Below are 17744 nucleotides of genomic sequence, written 5' to 3' on the forward strand. Positions count from 1 at the left end.
CGCCGTGAAGCCCGTCGACCCCCGACTCCTCGGGTACGCCCGCACCACCAGGGCCTTCCTCGCCGGATCCGTGCTGCTCGGCGCGGTCGGCGCGGCCCTGGTGGTCGCCCAGGCGAGTCTGATCGCCGAGATCGTCGTCCGCGCCTTCCAGCGCGGGGCGACGCTCGGCGAGCTGACCACGCCGCTGCTGCTGCTCGCCTTGACGGCGGTCGGGCGCGGGCTGGTCGGCTGGCTCACCGAACTCACCGCGCACCGGACCGTCGCCCGGGTGAAGTCCACCCTGCGGCGCCGGCTGCTCGACCACGCCACCGCGCTCGGCCCGTCCTACCTGGCGGGCCGGCGCACCGGCGAACTCACCACCCTCGCCACCCGCGGCGTCGACGCGCTGGACGACTACTTCGCCCGCTACCTGCCGCAACTGGCGCTGGCCGTGGTCGTCCCGGTGATCGTGCTGCTGCGGATCGTCGGCGCCGACTTCACCTCGGCCGCGATCATCGCCGGGACGCTGCCGCTGATCCCGCTGTTCATGGTGCTGATCGGGATGGCCACCCAGTCCCGGATGGACCGGCAGTGGAACACCCTGTCCCGGCTCTCCCACCACTTCCTCGACGTGGTCGCCGGACTGCCCACCCTCAAGGTGTTCAACCGGGCCCGCACCCAGGCCGCCACCATCGCCCGGATCACCGCCGACTACCGCCGGGCCACCCTGCGCACCCTGCGGATCGCCTTCGTCTCCTCCTTCACCCTGGAGCTGCTCTCCACCCTGTCCGTCGCGCTGGTCGCCGTCACCGTCGGGTTCCGGCTGGTGGACGGCACGCTCGACCTGGAGACCGGGCTGCTGATCCTGGTGCTCGCCCCCGAGGTGTACTTCCCGATCCGCCAGGTCGGCGCGCTCTACCACTCCAGCGTCGAGGGGCTGACCGCCGCCGACGAGCTGTTCCGGGTGCTGGAGACCCCGCTGCCCGCCGCCGGCACCACCCCGGCGCCCGACCTCGCCGGCGCCGTGATCGCCGCCGACGGCCTGGTCGTCCGGCACCCCGGGCGCACCGAGCCCGCCCTGGACGGCGCCGCACTGACCCTGCGTCCGGGCTCCAGCACCGCGCTCACCGGCCCCAGCGGCGCCGGCAAGTCCACCCTGCTGGCCGTGCTGCTCGGCCTCACCGCCCCCACCGCCGGCACCGTGCGGATCACCGCCGCCGACGGCCGCCCGTACGACCTGGCCGAACTGGATCCGGAGAGCTGGCGGCGGCAGATCGCCTGGGTGCCGCAGCACCCGCACCTGTTCGCCGGGACGGTCGCCGAGAACCTGCGGCTCTACCGGCCCGACGCCACCGACGAGCAGCTCCGGACGGCGCTGCGGGCCGCGCACGCGCTCGACTTCGTGACCGACCTGGCGGCCGTCCTGGGCGAGGACGGTGCCGGGCTCTCCGCCGGACAGCGCCAGCGCCTCGCCCTCGCCCGGGTGCTGCTCGCCGACGACCGGCCGCTGGTGCTGCTGGACGAGCCGACCGCCAACCTGGACGGTGCCTCCGAGGAGGCCGTGGTGGACGCCGTCCGGGCGCTCGCCGCCGACCCGGCGCGCACCGTGCTGGTGGTCGCGCACCGACCGGCGCTGCTGGCCGTCGCGGACCGGCGGGTACGGCTGGCGGGGGCCCCGTCCGCACCCGCGCAGCCGGTCACCCCGCTCACCCACAGCGGCCGCCCGACCCCCGCCCCCGCCACCGCGGAGGAGCCCGGGGCCGAGGGCGGCAGCACCCCCCGACTGGCACTCTCGATCCTGCTCGGCGCGCTCGCCCTCGGCTGCGCCGTCGCGCTGATGGCCACCTCCGGCTACCTGATCTCCCGGGCCTCCGAGATGCCGCCGGTGCTCTACCTGATGATGGCCGTCACCTCCGTCCGGGCCTTCGGCATCGGCCGCAGCGTCTTCCGCTACGCCGAGCGGCTGGTCTCGCACGACGCGGTGCTGCGCACCCTCGGCACCCTGCGGGCCGCCGTCTACCGGCGGCTGAGCGCGCTCGCCCCGGCCGGGCTGCCCGCCTTCCGGCGCGGCGACCTGCTCTCCCGGCTGGTCGCCGACGTGGACGCGATCCAGGACCACTACCTGCGCTGGCGGCTGCCGGCCGCGGTGGCCGGGCTGGTCGCCCTGGCCTCGACGGTGGCGATGGCCGCCTTCCTGCCCGCCGCCGGGCTGGTGCTCGGCCTCGGGCTGCTGCTCGCGGGCGTGCTGGTGCCCGCCCTGGCCGCCCGCTGGTCGGCCGGTGCCGAGCGGCGCCAGGCCCCGGCGCGCGGACGGCTGGCCACCACCGTGGTGGACGCCTTCACCGGCACCGCCGAGCTGACCGTGGCCGGCGCGCTGCCCGGCCGGCTGGCCGCCGTCCGCACCGCCGACGCCGCGCTGACCCGGCTGGCCGCCCGCTCGGCCGCCACCACGGCGCTCGGCACCGGGCTGATCGCCCTGCTCACCGGGCTGACCGTGGCCGCCGCGGCCGCCGTCGGCGTCCAGGGGGTGCGCGACGGGGCGCTGGCGCCGGTCTGCCTGGCGGTGGTGGTGCTGACCCCACTGGCCGCCTTCGAGGCCGTCACCGGGATGCCGCTCGCCGTCCAGGCCCGCCAGCGCAGCCGCGCCGCCCGGGCCCGGCTGGACGAGGTGCTCTCCGCCGAGCCCCCGGTCACCGAGCCCGCCCAGCCGGCGGCGCTGCCCGAGCAGCCGCTGCCCGTCGCGGTGCGCGGACTGACCGTCCGGCACCCCGGGCAGCCGGTGGACGCGCTCACCGGAGTGGACCTCGACCTCGCGGCCGGGCGGCGGATCGCCGTGGTCGGCCCGTCCGGCTCCGGCAAGACCACCCTCGCCCAGGCGCTGCTGCGCTTCCTGGAGCCGAGCGCGGGGACGGTGCGGTTCGCCGACGGCAGCCCCGGGGCGGTGGACGCCCGCGCGCTGGCGGGCGAGTCCGTCCGCCGGGTGATCGGGCTCTGCGCCCAGGACGCCCACGTCTTCGACAGCTCGCTGCGGGAGAACCTGCGGCTCGCCCGGCCGCAGGCGCGGGAGGAGGAACTGCGCGCCGCGCTGGCCGCCGCCCGACTGCTGGAGTGGACCGAGAGCCTGCCCGACGGCCTGGACACCATGGTCGGTGAACACGGCGCCCGGCTCTCCGGCGGGCAGCGCCAGCGGCTGGCGCTCGCCCGCGCGCTGCTCGCGGACTTCCCCGTGCTGGTCCTGGACGAGCCGGCCGAGCACCTCGACCTGCCCACCGCCGACGCCCTCACCGCCGACCTGCTGGCCGCCACCGAGGGCCGCACCACGGTGCTGATCACCCACCGGCTGGCCGGGCTGGACGACGCCACGGTGGACGAGGTGCTGGTGCTGGACGGCGGCCGGGTGGCCGAGCGGGGCCGCTGGTCGGAGCTGGTCGCCGACCCGGACGGGCGGCTGCACGCGATGTGGCGGCGGGAGCGGGAGGCGGACGGGCTGCTGGAGGCCGTCCCCTCGTACCGCTAGGCGGCCGGGCCGCCGGGCAGCGCACCCGCCGGCCCGCCCGCCGGCCCGCCCGCCGGCCCGCCCGTCGGCCGCCCGTCACGCCGTCCTTCGGCTGAAAAGCGTACAAACTAGGCTTTCTCCATGGACCCCACGCCGGACCTTCCCGAGGCCACTGCCGAGCCGACTCCCCATCGGGTGCCCGAGATCGCCTCGCTCGGGCTGGACACCCTGGTCACCGAGGTCGCCGAGCGCCTGCAGTCGGCCGCCGCGGTCACCGACCGGATGCAGCGGCTGCTGGAGGCGGTGGTCTCCATCGGGGCCGGGCTGGACCTGCACGCCACCCTGCACCGGATCGCCACGGGGGCGGCCGAACTGGTCGACGCCCGGTACGCGGCGCTCGGCGTGATCGCCCCCGGCGGCACCGGCCTGGCCGACTTCATCCACGTCGGGGTCGACGACGAGACCGGCACCGAGATCGGCGAACTGCCCACCGGCAGGGGCATCCTCGGCGCGCTCATCGACCGTCCCGAGCCGCTGCGGCTGACCGACCTCGGCGCCGACCCGCGCTCCTCCGGGTTCCCTCCGCGACACCCGCAGATGAGGACCTTCCTGGGCGTGCCGATCCGGGTCCGCGCGGAGGTGTTCGGCAACCTCTACCTCACCGAGAAGAAGGGCGGCGGCGCCTTCACCCCCGAGGACGAACAGGTGGTGCACGCCCTCGCCGCCGCGGCCGGCGTGGCCATCGAGAACTCCCGGCTGTACGAGGAGGGCCGCCGCAGGGAACGCTGGATCGCCGGCGCCGCCGCCGTCACCACCGCCCTGCTCTCCGCCGAGCAGGCGGAGACCGCGCTGACCGTCGCGGCCGAGCAGGTGCGGGAGCTGGCGGACGCCGCGCTCGGCATGATCCTGCTGCCGACCGGCCCCGAGGGCGGCGGCGAGGGCGACGGGCAGATGCGGGTCGCGCACGCCTCCGGCGAGCTGGCCGAGTACGTCTGCGGCGAACTGCTGCCCAGGGAGAGCTTCGCGGCCCGGCTGCTCGCGGGGGAGAGCGTCTACCTGGACGACATGTCCAGCGACCCGACCGTGGTGATCCGGCTCGCCCGCCGCTTCGGCCCGTCCATGGCCGTGCCGATGGTCGCCGCGGGCCGGGTCCTCGGCGGGCTCTGCGTCTGGCGCCCCTGCGGTGCGGTGCCGTTCACCGACAGCGAGAAGCAGCTCGCCGAGACCTTCGCCTCGCAGGCCGCGCTGGCCCTGCGGCTCGCCGAGGGGCAGCGCGACCAGCAGCGGCTGGCCGTCTTCCAGGACCGCGACCGGATCGCCCGCGACCTGCACGACCTGGTGATCCAGCGGCTGTTCGCCACCGGGATGATGCTGGAGAGCGCCGCCCGCCGGGCCGTCGTCCCCGAGGTGAAGGTCGGCATCGGCAAGGCGGTGGACGAGCTGGACGCCACCATCCAGGAGGTCCGCACCACCATCTACGCCCTCCAGCACGACAACCACGGCGACGCCCCGGACACCCTGCGCACCCGGGTGCTGCGGGAGGCCAGCCAGGCCGCGGCGGCGCTCGGCTTCAAGCCCTCGGTGAGCTTCGTCGGGCCGGTGGAGAGCCTGGTGGGGGAGAAGACCGGACGTCAACTGCTGGCCGCCCTGCGCGAGATGCTCTCCAACACGGCCCGGCACGCGCGCGCCTCCCGGGTCGGCGTGGAGATCGACGCGACCACCCACCTGGACGAGGACGGCCGCCCGATGGGCGGTGATGACCCGGAGTCGCTGGACCGGGGCGGGCGGCCCGGTGTGCTGCTCACGGTGACCGACGACGGGGTGGGCATCCCGAAGGGCGGGCGGCGCAGCGGCCTGCTCAACCTCACCCGGCGCGCCGAGGCGCTCGGCGGTGACGCCTGGCACGAGAGCGGGCCGTACCGGAAGGGGACGATGGTGCGCTGGACGGCCCGGCTCTGACGGTTCCAGGTCGCTTTCCGACCGACTTCCGGACCGCTTCCGGCCGGAACGAGTGAAAGTTAAACGAGGGAGAACTTCCCGGCCAACGGCGCAAGTTGTGAACGTTCTGGGCTTTCGGGGCCTCCGTGTGCACACATAGCTTTGCTCCCGCTCGGAGGGGAATCCGGAGGGCAACCGGACGGAGGGGGCAGTGAACGCTGCCGGCCGCGGTCACACCGCAGCAGGGGCAAGTCGAGGGGGGTTCCGCGCCGAACGGGCGGCGGACGGGCGCTACCGCTGGCAACTGAAGGCGCCCAACGGTCGGGTGGTCGCGATCACCCCGGCCGTGTTCGAGACGGCGGGGGAGGCCGAGCGGGGCTTCGACGGCCTGCGCGCCACCGCGGCCGGGCTCACCGCGCGGATCACCCACGTACGGGAGGGCATCGGCTGGATCTGGGTCGTCCCGGGCTCGCGCGCTCTCCCCGAGGTGCGGTCCAGCCGCGCGTACGAGCGGTACGCGACCTGCCAGAACGCCTTCCGGAGGTTCGTGGTGCTGCTCTCCAAGCAGCCGCCGCGCGAACTGCCGGAGCCCGCCGTGACGTCGAGACGCACCGATGGCCGCTGAGCGGCGCGGTCCGCGGCTGCTGATCGTGCCGGCGGGCGACCGCTGTCTCGGCTGGGCGCTGCGGGCCGCCAACGGGCGGCCGCTCGGGGTCGGCGTGCGGACCTATCGCAGCGAGGAGGAACTCGCCGATTCCGTACGTGAGTTGCTGATCGAACGGGCCGCGCTGCGATGTTCGGTCGGCCAGTCCGAAGGGCGTCAGTGGGTCTGGGCCGCCTACCTGCCGGTGCGCAGCACCCGGCCGGGGGCGGCCGACGCCGTTCCGGTCGCCCGCAGCGCGCGCGGGTACCTGCGGCGGGACCAGTGCCAGGCGGGGATCGACGGGTTCCTGGCCGGACTGCAGTGGGTGGGGCAGGAGTTGCGGCGGTCCGGACGGGACGGCCGGCGGCCGCTGTAGGTGTCCGAATCCATGACGGTCGGTCGGTCGACGGACCGTCATCTCGGCGTTCCCGGAAGCGATCCCGGGAGCGATCCCGGAGACGGCGCCGGGCGCGGTAGCGGACGTGATCCCCCCGCATCGGATCTCCTCGCGTGCTGTTCCGGTGAAGGGGAGGTTTCCGGCAACACCCCGAGCAGCCTCCTGCAGAAGAACGTCGACCGGGTGCCGAGGCCCGGCGGCGCCCCTGTCACGTGCACGCTGACCAGTGACTAAACCTCGCCGAACCGATGAGTCGACAATCCCCGGCCGGAGTCGACCTCTCTTCCGGCGGAACCTCCCCGCCGGACAGGATCGGCACTGCCGGCGAGGCCGCAGCGGACGCGGCCACACGGCCCCGAACTCCCGAACGGAGTACGGGTTCACGCGATGTACGTCTCTCCCCCGGAGGAAGAGGAACATGCGCAAGACCGCTGCCAAGCTGCTCACCGTCGCCGCGCTGGCGACCTCCATCGCGACCGTCGCCGGCGGCACCGCCGTCGCCGACCCGGCCGCCGGTGTCACCCCCCGCGCCATCGACTTCGTGGGTGTCGGCTCCGACACGACCCAGGCGCTCCTGAACCAGCTCGCCACCGACTACAACGCGTCGCTGACCAGCTCCACCGCCCCGCGCGTCTACAGCTGGGACGCGATCCCCACCGGCACCATCACCCCCAAGACCGGTGCCACCGCGATCACCCGCCCGAACGGCTCCGGCGCCGGCATCAACGCGCTGAACGCCAACACCAACGCCACCGTGGACTTCGCCCGCTCCTCGCGCGGCCCGGTCGCGACCGACCCGACCACCGACAACTTCGTCGCCCTGGCGAAGGACGCGGTGGCCTGGGCCGCCAAGAGCGGTGGCAACGCGCCGGCGAACCTGACCACGGCGAACCTGAAGGACATCTACACCTGCACCGTCACCAAGTGGAACCAGATCAACGCGTCGCTCCCGAACGCCACGATCAAGCCCTTCCTGCCGCAGACCGGTTCCGGCACCCGCTCCTTCTTCCTGACCGCCATCAACGGTGGCGTCACCGCCCTGACCCCGGGCGCCTGCGTCAACAGCAGCGTCCAGGAGAACCAGGGCAGCGACACCCTGCTCAACGACGTCAACGCGGTGGTCCCCTACTCCGTCGCCCACTACATCGGCCAGGTGTACTTCGGCAAGGGCAGCGGCGCCGACGTCCAGGGCCCGCTGACCATCCGCAACATCGACGGCGTCGTCGGCGGCCCGGTGGACACCACCAACAAGGTCATCAACAGCAACTACGCCGACACCCAGTACGGCCGCGTGGTCTACAACGTCTTCCGCAAGGACGACTGGGCCCCCGCGGTCGACACCACCCGCGCCGCCACCCTGCGCGGCATCTTCGGTGACGGCGGCTGGTTCTGCACCAACGGCACCGCCGACATCAAGAGCTTCGGCTTCCTGCCGCTCGACTTCGGCTGCGGCAGCGTCACCACCTCCTGACCCACCCCGCACCATCCCGGCGGCCGCAGGGGCCTCGTCCCTGCGGCCGCCGGCCCGCCCGAACCCGCGTCCGGCCGGCCGTGCCCGCCTGTGGCGGTGTCACCCACGCATGAGCTTCTTCGAACCGCACGACCCCTCTCCCTCTCCCTCTCCCAAGGAGTTCGGCATGTCCCGCATCAGTGCCCGCCTGGCCTCGACCGGTGCCGCCGTCGTCCTCGCCGTGACCGCCGCGAGCGGGGCGGCCGTCGCCGACACCACCCCGGCCCCCACCCCCGCCGCCGGCCAGGCCGTGATCACCGCCGATCTGGACTTCCTGACGAACGCCGCGCTCAACGGCGTCCTGGTCATCCCGCTGCAGCCGGCCGACCCGAACGCCGACCCGGCCACCGGTCTCACCGTGACGCTCCCGGTCACCGGCGGTGCCGCGAACATCCCGTCCTTCTACGGCCACGTGCAGTTCGGCGGCGGCCTGCTGTTCCTGAACCTCAAGACCGGCAAGAGCGTGACCTTCAAGCAGATCGACTTCTCGGTCTCCAAGGGCTACTTCACCGGCGTTCCGAACGGCTCGGACACCCCGGTGCCGCTGCTGGACCCGCGCAGCAACGTGATCAACCGCAACGGTGCCGTCCAGAACCTGAAGTCCGACAGCTTCCAGGTGGACCCGGCCGGCGCGAACTACCTGGACACCACCCTCGGCACCACCTACTTCACGGGTGGCCAGAAGGTGGGCTCGCTGGCGCTGACCTTCACCCCGGCCGGCTGATCCCGGCACCACGTCGCCGCAGTCCGGCGGGCCCGCGCCCAGGCGCGGGCCCGCTCGCATGCGGATCTCCCAACTCCGGTACGGAGTCGCCGCGTTGTGGTCTCGTACACCTGGCCGACCGGATCCCGCCATGTCCGGCTGGCCGAATAGTACGCACGGAATCGTCCGTCCCCAGCGCGATCCGACGCCCTCGCGCCGCCTCCCTTCGGCGGCCCGCATCTCCCGGAGGCCCCGCATGAGAACCCGCGTACCCGACCGAAGAGGTCGGGGAAGGTGGCGCCGTCGACTGCCGGCCCTGGCCCTCGCCAAGGCGGTGGTGGCGGCGCTCGCTGTCATTCCGATCGGGTTGGGCGCGGCGCCGCAGGCTCACGCCGACTCCGCGACGACCGTGACCGGTCCGAAGGTCTGGATCCCGGCCAGCGGAACGTACGGCGACGAGGGCAGTGTGACGGTCTCCCAGACGGGCAACCTGACCAACCAGGTCCTCCAGGTCTCCTGGAGCGGGTTCACGCCGAGCATCACCCAGACCGGTGGCCCGGTCACGAGCACGCCCGTGAACTCGACCTTCAACCTGTACACGGTGCGGGTCTACCAGTGCCGCGGGCTCGACCCCGCCGTGACGGACTGCTACGGCAGCACCCTCTACGGCGGTGACCGCGACAAGGGCTTCGAGCAGCCGGCCCGGCCCGTGCACACCGAGACGCCGGACTTCCCCTCGAACATGGTGCTGGCGCCGACCGGACCGGACGGGTCCGGAACCGCCTCCATCGAGGTGTGGAGCTCCAAGGAGAGCCCCTCGCTCGGCTGCGACGCCACCCACCCCTGCTCGATCGTGGTCGAGCCGAACTACGGCGGCGACCCGACGGACCTGTACAACATCCGGGGCGGCAAGGCCGACTGCAACGACCACCGGATGGACCGGGACCGGTTCTACAACGCCGCCTCCGACGGCGTCATGAAGCCCGGCCGGATCAACTCGAAGACCAAGAACCGCACCAGCGAGCAGTGCGCCTGGCTCCACCGCACGGTGGTCCCGCTCTCCTTCGCGCCCACCCCGGACTCCTGCGTCGCGAGCGCCCAGGACTTCGGTGTCGCGGGCCTCGAAATGGCCAACCGGGCGATGCAGCAGTGGCGTTCGGGCCTGTGCCTGGGCGACTCCCCGATGACCGTGGGCTACATCCCGGCCGGCGGCGAGCCGCAGGCCAGGGCGGCCTTCCTGGGCGGCGCCGCCAGCACCGACGTGGCGCTGACGGCGCGGTCGGACATGTCACCGCCGCCGCGCCCCTACGTCTACGCCCCGCTGGCGACGACCGGCATCTCCGTCACGTACCTGATCGACGACCCGACGAACGGCCGGCAGATCAGGGACATGCGGCTGAACGCGCGGCTGGTCGCCAAGCTGCTGACCCAGTCCTACGCGTCGCCCGGCGCCGACATCGCCTCCGTGGCCGGCAACCCGGTGTGCCTCTTCACCGACCCCGAGTTCAAGCAGCTCAACCCGGAGACGGCGGAGAACGGGATCCACTGGCCCACCAACTGCGGCGGCGCCCTGACGATCTTCCCCGGCGTCCCCGGCGGCACGACCGACTTCACCTACCTGCTGACCTCGTGGGTCGCGGCCGACCCGGACGCCGCCCGGTTCCTCGACGGCGAACCGGACCAGTGGGGCATGCACGTCGACAGCTTCTACCTGAAGCCCAGGTTCACCGGCTACCCGTCCGAGGCCTTCCAGCCGCAGGACCAGTCCGGGTCGAGCACGCCGCAGGAGGGCGCGGACACGGCGCACTGGAAGCAGTACGAGTGGGTGCCCTCCACCGAGGGCCTCTCCCGGGTCGCCCGCAACCAGGTGCAGAACCGGCCGAACTGCCAGCTGCCGACCTTCAACGCCAACGGCGGCCACGACGCCTGCGCCGTGCAGCAGCCCGGCCAGCGCATGATGCTCGCCATCATGGACACGGCCCAGGCCAAGGCGTTCTCGTTGCCCGAGGCCGCGCTGCTCAACCCGGCCGGCTCCTACGTGACGCCCTCCACGGCCGGCTTCCAGGCGGCCGTCGCCGACATGCCGACGGACCCCACGACCGGGGTCCAGCAGCTGCCGTACGGCACGCCCGACACCGCGTTCACCCGTGACCAGCGGGCGTACCCGCTGAGCTACGTCCAGTACGCGATGGTCCCGACCGGCGGGGTCCCCGCCGCGAAGGCGGCCGTGATCGCCAGGTTCCTCAGGACGGTCACCACCACCGGGCAGACCTACGGCATCGCGCCCGGCCAGCTGGCCCAGGGCTTCCTCGCGCTGAACAACGCCCAGCGGCAGCAGGCCGACCAGGCCGTGCAGCACGTCGAGGCCCAGGACGGCAAGCTGCCCGGCAACCAGACCGCCCCGCCGGCCGGGAAGCCCGAGCCGGGCACCCCGGAGAGCGGCAACGGCGGCTCGGGCTCCGGCACGGGCGAGGGCACCGGCCCGGTGAGCACCTCCGGCACCGGCGGCACCACCGCGGACGGCAACTCCGGCGGCACCGGCTTCGGTTCCTCCGGCGGCTCGACCGGCGGCGGGCTCTCCGGCACCGGCGCCACCGGCGCCACCGGCACCACCGGGACCGGTGCGGCCGGCGGCGCGGCTCCCGGCGCGGCCGGCGGCAAGCCCGGCGCGACCGCCGCCCCCTCCGGCAACGCGATCGCCGCGGCCCCCGTCGGCACCCCGGTGCCCGACCGCCCCGGCACCGCCCGGCTGCTGCTGCCCGTCGCGCTGATCGCCGGCCTGGTGCTGCTGGTCGGCGGACCGGTCGCGCTGTTCCTCGGCGGCACCCCGGCCGGGGCGAAGGCCCTGGCCGGTGCCCGCACCCAGTGGTCGCGGCTGCGCCGCAAGTAGGGAACCGCGCTCGGCGGGGCCGCCGTTCCGGCCCCGCCGAGCGCTTCCCCGACCACCGAGGCAGCGCCCCGGACCCTCACCGAGCACGCCCGTTCCCGAGTACGGAGAGCACACATGACATCCGCCGCCGAGCCTGCGGCACCGTACGCCGGGTCGCCAGGCCGACCCGACCACGGGCCCGACCAGGACACCCCCCGCGCCATCACAGCCCCCGCGACCCCCGGCGACCGGGTGTTCCGCGGCGTGCTGCGGCTGGCCGGCCTCTCGGTCTTCGCGATCATGGGGCTGATCGCCTTCTTCCTGATCCTCCGCGGCACCGACGCGCTGCGCGCGGTCGGCTGGTCCTTCCTGACCGAGCAGAAGTGGCAGACCGCCGCCCACAACTTCGGCATCGCCGCCGTCCTGCCCAACGGCCTGCTGATCGCGGTGATCGCGCTGGTCATCGCCGTCCCGGTGGCCCTCGGCACCGCGATCTTCATCTCCGAGTACGCGCCGGTGCGCCTGCGGGCCGCGCTGATCTCGCTCGTCGACCTGATGGCGGCGATCCCCAGCATCGTCTACGGCCTGTGGGGCCTGTTCTTCCTCCAGCCGCGGATCATCGGGTTCGTCCGCTGGATGGCCAACCACCTGGGGGAGTACATCCCCTTCCTCAAGGTGCGGATCGGTGACATCGGCACCTCGTACACCTCCTCGACCTTCATCGCCGGCGTGGTGGTCTCCCTGATGATCATCCCGATCGTCACCTCGCTCAGCCGGGAGGTCTTCTCCCAGGCCCCGCAGGGCGAGCGGGAGGGCGCGTACGCGCTCGGCTCCACCCGCTGGGGAATGGTCCGCACCGTGGTGCTGCCCTTCGGCAAGGGCGGCGTCATCGGGGCGGTGATGCTGGGCTTCGGCCGGGCGATGGGCGAGACCATCGCCGTCGCGCTGATCATCTCGCCGAGCTTCAAGGCCATCACCCACGTCCTGGAGAACGGCGCCAACTCGATCTCCGCGCTGATCGCGCTGCGCTTCGGCGAGTCGGACGCGCTGTCGCTCTCCGCGCTGATGGCCGCGGGTCTGGTGCTGTTCGCGCTCACCCTGCTGGTCAACGTGCTGGCCGGGGTCGTCATCAACCGCTCGCGCTCCGGCGCCTCGACGGCGGACTGAGCATGACGGACCCCGGAGCCGCCCGCAGGGCACGCCGCCACCCGAACCGTGAAGGGACCAACCGATGACCACGCTCGACCTGCCACCGGTCGCGGTGCCCGGGCCCGCCGGTGAGCCCGCGCCCGCGGAGGCCGCCGCGACCCGGGCCCCGGGCCCCGAGAAGAAGCTCCGGATCGGCGGCGTCACCCGCGACGACGTCCTCACCGTGGCGGGCGCGACGGCCGGCTCGCTCGCGCTGGACTGGGTGCTGTACGAGCGGGTGCTGCCGTTCAGCGGCGCCTTCGGCTTCCTGATCTGCTGGTACCTGCTCTTCCTGGCCGGTTACTACCTGCTTGGCCGGCTCCAGTGGCACCCGATGATGGTGCGGGACCGGCTGGTCTCCGTGGTCGCCTGGAGCTCCGGGCTGCTGGTGGTCGCGCTGATCGCCGACCAGATCGGCTACGTCGCCAGCCGCGGCTGGGAAGCGGCCCAGCACCTCAACTTCTTCACCGAGTCGATGGAGCACACCGGCCCGCTCGACGGGCTGCTCTCCGGCGGCGCGCTCAACGCGATCGTCGGTTCGCTCGAACAGCTCGGCCTGGCAACGCTGTTCGCCGTTCCGCTGGGCATCGCGGCGGCCGTCTTCATGTCCGAGGTCGGCGGCCGGATGGCCCGTCCGGTGCGCACCCTGGTCGAGGCGATGACGGCGCTGCCGTCCATCGTGGCCGGCCTGTTCATCCTCGGCGTCGTGATCATCACCTTCGGCTTCGAGAAGAGCGGCTTCGCCGCCTCGCTCGCGCTCACGGTCATGATGATGCCGATCGTCACCCGGGCCGCCGAAGTGGTCATCCGCCTGGTGCCGGGCACCCTGCGCGAGGCCTCGTACGCGCTCGGCGGCAGCCAGTGGCGCACGGTGTGGAACGTGGTGCTGCCCACCGCCCGGCCCGGTCTGGTGACCGCGGTGGTCCTCGGCATGGCGCGCGGCGTCGGCGAGACCTCGCCGGTGCTGCTCACCTCCGGCTTCACCTCGCAGTTCAACGGCAACCCCTTCGAGGGCCACCAGGTCTCGCTGCCGCTCTACATCTGGAACTACGTCAAGCAGCCGTACGACGCCATGATCGCGCGCGGCTTCGCGGCCGGCCTGACCCTGATGGGCGTCGTGCTGGTCCTCTTCGTGACCGCCCGCGTGCTCGGCGGCCGCCGGCCCGGGCAGCTGACCCGGGCCCAGAGGCGCCGGATCAGCCGGGAGGCCCGCCGCATGGAGGCGGCCACCCTGGGCGCCGTCGCCCGCCCGTACGCCCTCCAGCCGCGGGAACCGCAGTGATGACCAGACCAACCACCCTCCGTACCAGAGGAGTTCACATGTCCAGGGGCCTCAGTCGCTCCGTGGCCCGGCTGCTGGCGGGGACGATGTCCCTGATGCTCGCGGCCGCCTCCCCGCTGCTGGGGCAGACCCCGGCATCCGCGGCCTCCGTCTCGCTGAGCGCGGACGGCTCCAGCTGGGCCGGTCCTGCCATCGACCAGTGGCGGCAGGACGTCTCCCCGCAGGGCATCCAGATCAACTTCAACCCGGTCGGCTCGGCCGCCGGGCGCACCCAGTGGGCCATCGGGCAGGACGACTTCACCGCCTCCGACGTGCCGTTCCGCTCCTCGCCGGACACCGGCCTCGGACAGTCCGGCCACGCCAACGGCGGCGGCGACCGGGAGAACCCGGTCTACGGCTACTCCTACGTGCCGATCACCGCGGGCGGCACCACCTTCATGTACAACCTGGTGGTCGGCGGCAAGCAGGTCCGCGACCTGCGGCTCTCCCCGCAGACCATCGTGGACATCTTCACCGGCAAGATCACCAACTGGAACGACCCGAAGGTCACCAACGACTACGGCAAGGCGCTGCCCAGCCTGCCGATCACCCCGGTGATCCGCTCCGACGGCTCCGGCGCGACCGCGCAGTTCACCCGCTGGATGGAGCACACCCACAAGGACCAGTGGGACGCCTACTGCACCTCCGTCAACGGGGTGAGCTGCGGGGACTACACCGAGTTCTTCCCGCCGTCCGGCCGGATGGTCGCGCAGAACGGCTCCGACGTGGTGGCCGGCTACATCAAGTCCCCGGGCAACGTCGGCACCATCGGCTACGACGAGTACGCCTTCGCCAAGCGCAGCAACTGGCCGGTCGTGAAGGTGCTCAACGCGGCCGGCTACTACGCGCTGCCGACCGCCTCCAACGTCGCCGTCGCGCTCACCGCCGCCAAGATCCGCGGCGTGGACGACGGCACCCCGGCGAACGACCCGAACTACCTGCAGCAGAACCTCGACGGCGTCTACACCATGAACGACCCGCGCGCCTACCCGATCTCCAGCTACAGCTACCTGATCGTGCCGCGCGCCGGAGCCTCGGCGCCCCCGCCGCCGCGCTTCAACAACGACAAGGGCTCCGCGCTCAGCCGCTTCCTCGCCTACGTGCTCTGCGACGGCCAGGGCAAGGCGGACGACCTGGGCTACTCGCCGATCCCGCGCGGACTGGTCAAGGGCGGTCTGCTGCAGACCAAGGCCATCCCCGGCAACGCCAGCCCGGTCGACCCGGACACCCTCTCCAACTGCGCCAACCCGACCTTCAACTCGGCCGGCGAGCTGACCGTCCTCAAGAACGCCCCGATGCCGAGCCCCTGCGACAAGGCCGGCGCCCCGATCGACTGCACCGTGCAGAACGGCCAGCCGGTCAAGACCGGTTCGGGCTCCGGCGGCACCGGCGGCGCGGCCGGCGGTACCGGTGGTGCGGCCGGCGGTTCCGGCGGTTCCGGCGGCACCGGCGGGTCCGGTGGTGCCGGGGGCGGTACGGGCGGAGCCGGTTCCGGCGGCGCCGGTGACCCGAACGCGGCCGGCGCCGCCGGCGACCCGAACGCCGCGGGCGGCGCGGCCGGCGGTGACCCGAACGCGCCCGGCGCCGGCGACGGCACCGGGGACGTGGTCGACCCGCAGACCGGCCAGGTGGTCGCCCGCGGCCGCGGCGGCTCCGCCACCGAGGTGGCGGCCACCGTGGTCGAGGTCAGCGGCAAGCCCGAGGACTGGATGCTGACCTCCCTCACCGCGCTGGAACTGCTCGCCGTGGTGCTCGTCCCGCCGCTGCTCGGCCGCCGGCTGCTGCGCCGCCGCAACGGCTCGGGCGGTACCTCGTGACGGCCCCGGTGCTGGAGAAGCCGGCCGCCGAGCAGGGCACCCCGGCGCGGCCGGCCGCGTCCGCCGCTCCCGCGGCTCCCGCCGGGTCCGCCGCCCCGGCCCGGACCGCCGTCTCCCCCGGGCGGCGGCGGTTCCTCCAGGGCGCCTGGTCGGTCAGCCTGGCCGCGGCGCTGGTGCTCGGCTTCGTCGGGTACCTGTTCACGCTGTCGCACGTCCAGGAGAAGCACTACCAGGCCGCCGCGTACAAGACCTTCCGCGACCAGCTGGCCCGGGCGGTCGCCCCGACCGGCGCGGCCGCCGACGGCGCCCCGGTGGCGCTGCTGGACATCCCGGCGATCGGCCTGCACCAGGCCGTGGTGGTCGAGGGCACCACCGGCCGGGACCTGATGCGCGGCCCCGGCCACCGCCGGGACACCGCGCTGCCCGGCCAGCGCGGGGTCGCCGTGGTCTTCGGCCGCGGCGCCACCTTCGGCGCGCCGTTCGCCGAGCTGTCCAGGCTGCGGGTCGGCGACAAGATCGAAGCCACCACCGGCCAGGGCAAGTTCACCTACACCGTCAACGCGTACGGCGACGGCGACCACCCGGTCGTCGACCAGGCCCGCAACCGGCTGGTGCTGGTCACCGGCGACTCCGACTGGATCCCCGGCTCCACCGTGCTGATCGGCGCCCGGCTGGACGGCGACCCGCAGCAGAACCCCGGCGGCCGGCCCGCGACCGTCCCGTACGACAAGGCGCTGGCCGCGGACAAGGGCGCGCTGGCCACGCTCCAGCTGTGGTCGCTCGGCCTGCTCGGCGCGCTGGCCGGCGCCCTGGTGCTGGCCCGGTACTGGCGGCGCTCGGCCGCGTACCTGAGCTTCGCGCCGGTGGTCGGCGCGCTGCTCTGGGCGGTCTACGAGAACGCCGCCGCCCTGCTGCCCAATCTCTACTGACGCGCGCCCGGAGGACCGTTCCGATGACCGACGCACCACTGACCGACACCCAGGCGACCGACCCGGTCGCCGACACCATCACCCTCCCCCCGGTCGCCGACGCCCCGTACGCCGGCCGGGAGCACCCCGGCGCCCACCCCGACGCCCACCTCGACGCCCGCGTCGACGGTGAGCCGCTCGCCGGGCTGGAGACCAGGGACGTCTCCGCCTGGTTCGGCAGCCGCAAGGTGCTGGAGCGGGTCTCGCTGGCGATGCCGGCCGGCGAGGTCACCGCGCTGATCGGCCCGTCCGGCTGCGGCAAGTCCACCTACCTGCGGATCCTCAACCGGATGCACGAGATGGTGCGCGGCGCCGCCCTCTCCGGCGAGGTGCTGCTGGAGGGCGACGACGTCTACCGGCCCGGCCGCCGGCCCGCCGAGGTGCGGCGCCGGATCGGCATGGTGTTCCAGCGGCCCAACCCGTTCCCGGCGATGTCCATCCAGGACAACGTCTCCAGCGGGCTCAAGCTGGCCGGGATCAAGGTGTCCAAGGAGGAGCGCCAGCACCTGGTGGAGACCAGCCTGCGCCGGGCCGGGCTCTGGGACGAGGTGTCCACCCGGCTGCACACCCCGGGCGGGGCGCTCTCCGGCGGCCAGCAGCAACGCCTGTGCATCGCACGGTCGTTGGCCGTCTCGCCGGACATCCTGCTGATGGACGAGCCGTGCTCCGCGCTCGACCCGACCTCCACCCGGCGGGTCGAGGAGACCATCGCGGAGCTGCGCGGGCGGCTCACCATCGTGATCGTCACCCACAACATGCAGCAGGCCCAGCGCGTCTCGCAGACCTGCGCGTTCTTCCTGGCCACCCACGACACCCCGGGGCGGATCGTCGAGGCCGGGCCGACCGGGCAGATCTTCGGCAGCCCGGCCGACCAGCGGACCTCGGACTACGTCAACGGCCGCTTCGGCTAGGCCG

Annotated in this window: 12 protein-coding genes; all 12 read left to right on the forward strand. The window is 73.7% G+C overall.

Annotated elements, in window-relative coordinates; translation table 11 throughout:
- The first annotated feature begins 4 nt into the window (after positions 1-4).
- Positions 5-3496: a thiol reductant ABC exporter subunit CydD gene (gene cydD, locus ACIQ87_RS22075; RefSeq protein ID WP_402409294.1), complete on the forward strand. Its 3492-nt coding sequence runs from the start codon at positions 5-7 to the stop codon at positions 3494-3496.
- 120 nt (positions 3497-3616) lie between these two features.
- Positions 3617-5434 carry a GAF domain-containing sensor histidine kinase gene (locus ACIQ87_RS22080; protein ID WP_402409297.1) on the forward strand — a complete coding sequence of 606 codons (1818 nt, stop codon included), beginning with the start codon at positions 3617-3619 and terminating at the stop codon, positions 5432-5434.
- 190 nt (positions 5435-5624) lie between these two features.
- A complete protein-coding gene (locus tag ACIQ87_RS22085) occupies positions 5625-6038 on the forward strand; it encodes a hypothetical protein (RefSeq protein WP_402409300.1) in 414 nt (137 codons plus the stop codon).
- Positions 6028-6432, forward strand: a complete 405-nt coding sequence (locus tag ACIQ87_RS22090) for a hypothetical protein (RefSeq protein WP_392881564.1) — start codon at positions 6028-6030, stop codon at positions 6430-6432. Before ACIQ87_RS22085 ends, ACIQ87_RS22090 begins: the two co-directional genes overlap by 11 nt.
- Before the next feature lie 439 nt (positions 6433-6871).
- Positions 6872-7924, forward strand: coding sequence for a PstS family phosphate ABC transporter substrate-binding protein (locus ACIQ87_RS22095; RefSeq protein ID WP_402409303.1), 1053 nt, complete (start codon positions 6872-6874; stop codon positions 7922-7924).
- Positions 7925-8090: 166 nt separating this feature from the next.
- Entirely contained in the window at positions 8091-8687 is a 597-nt protein-coding gene (locus ACIQ87_RS22100) for a hypothetical protein (RefSeq protein WP_402409306.1), read from the forward strand.
- A 235-nt stretch (positions 8688-8922) separates the two neighbouring features.
- Positions 8923-11556, forward strand: a complete 2634-nt coding sequence (locus tag ACIQ87_RS22105; protein WP_402409309.1) for a hypothetical protein — start codon at positions 8923-8925, stop codon at positions 11554-11556.
- A 114-nt stretch (positions 11557-11670) separates the two neighbouring features.
- Positions 11671-12702, forward strand: a complete 1032-nt coding sequence (gene pstC / locus ACIQ87_RS22110; protein WP_402409311.1) for a phosphate ABC transporter permease subunit PstC — start codon at positions 11671-11673, stop codon at positions 12700-12702.
- A gap of 64 nt (positions 12703-12766) precedes the next feature.
- Complete coding sequence (gene pstA, locus ACIQ87_RS22115) at positions 12767-14005, forward strand: phosphate ABC transporter permease PstA (protein WP_402409314.1); 1239 nt, start codon at positions 12767-12769, stop codon at positions 14003-14005.
- A 38-nt stretch (positions 14006-14043) separates the two neighbouring features.
- Entirely contained in the window at positions 14044-15861 is a 1818-nt protein-coding gene (locus ACIQ87_RS22120; RefSeq protein WP_402409317.1) for a substrate-binding domain-containing protein, read from the forward strand.
- The gene (locus ACIQ87_RS22125; RefSeq protein ID WP_402409319.1) at positions 15858-16790 is read left to right on the forward strand and encodes a sortase; all 933 of its coding nucleotides are present in this window, start codon (positions 15858-15860) and stop codon (positions 16788-16790) included. Before ACIQ87_RS22120 ends, ACIQ87_RS22125 begins: the two co-directional genes overlap by 4 nt.
- Positions 16791-16813: 23 nt before the next feature.
- A complete protein-coding gene (locus ACIQ87_RS22130) occupies positions 16814-17740 on the forward strand; it encodes a phosphate ABC transporter ATP-binding protein (RefSeq protein ID WP_402409322.1) in 927 nt (308 codons plus the stop codon).
- Positions 17741-17744: the final 4 nt, after the last annotated feature.

This window comes from Kitasatospora sp. NPDC096204 (genome assembly GCF_044763205.1).
GTDB lineage: Bacteria > Actinomycetota > Actinomycetes > Streptomycetales > Streptomycetaceae > Kitasatospora.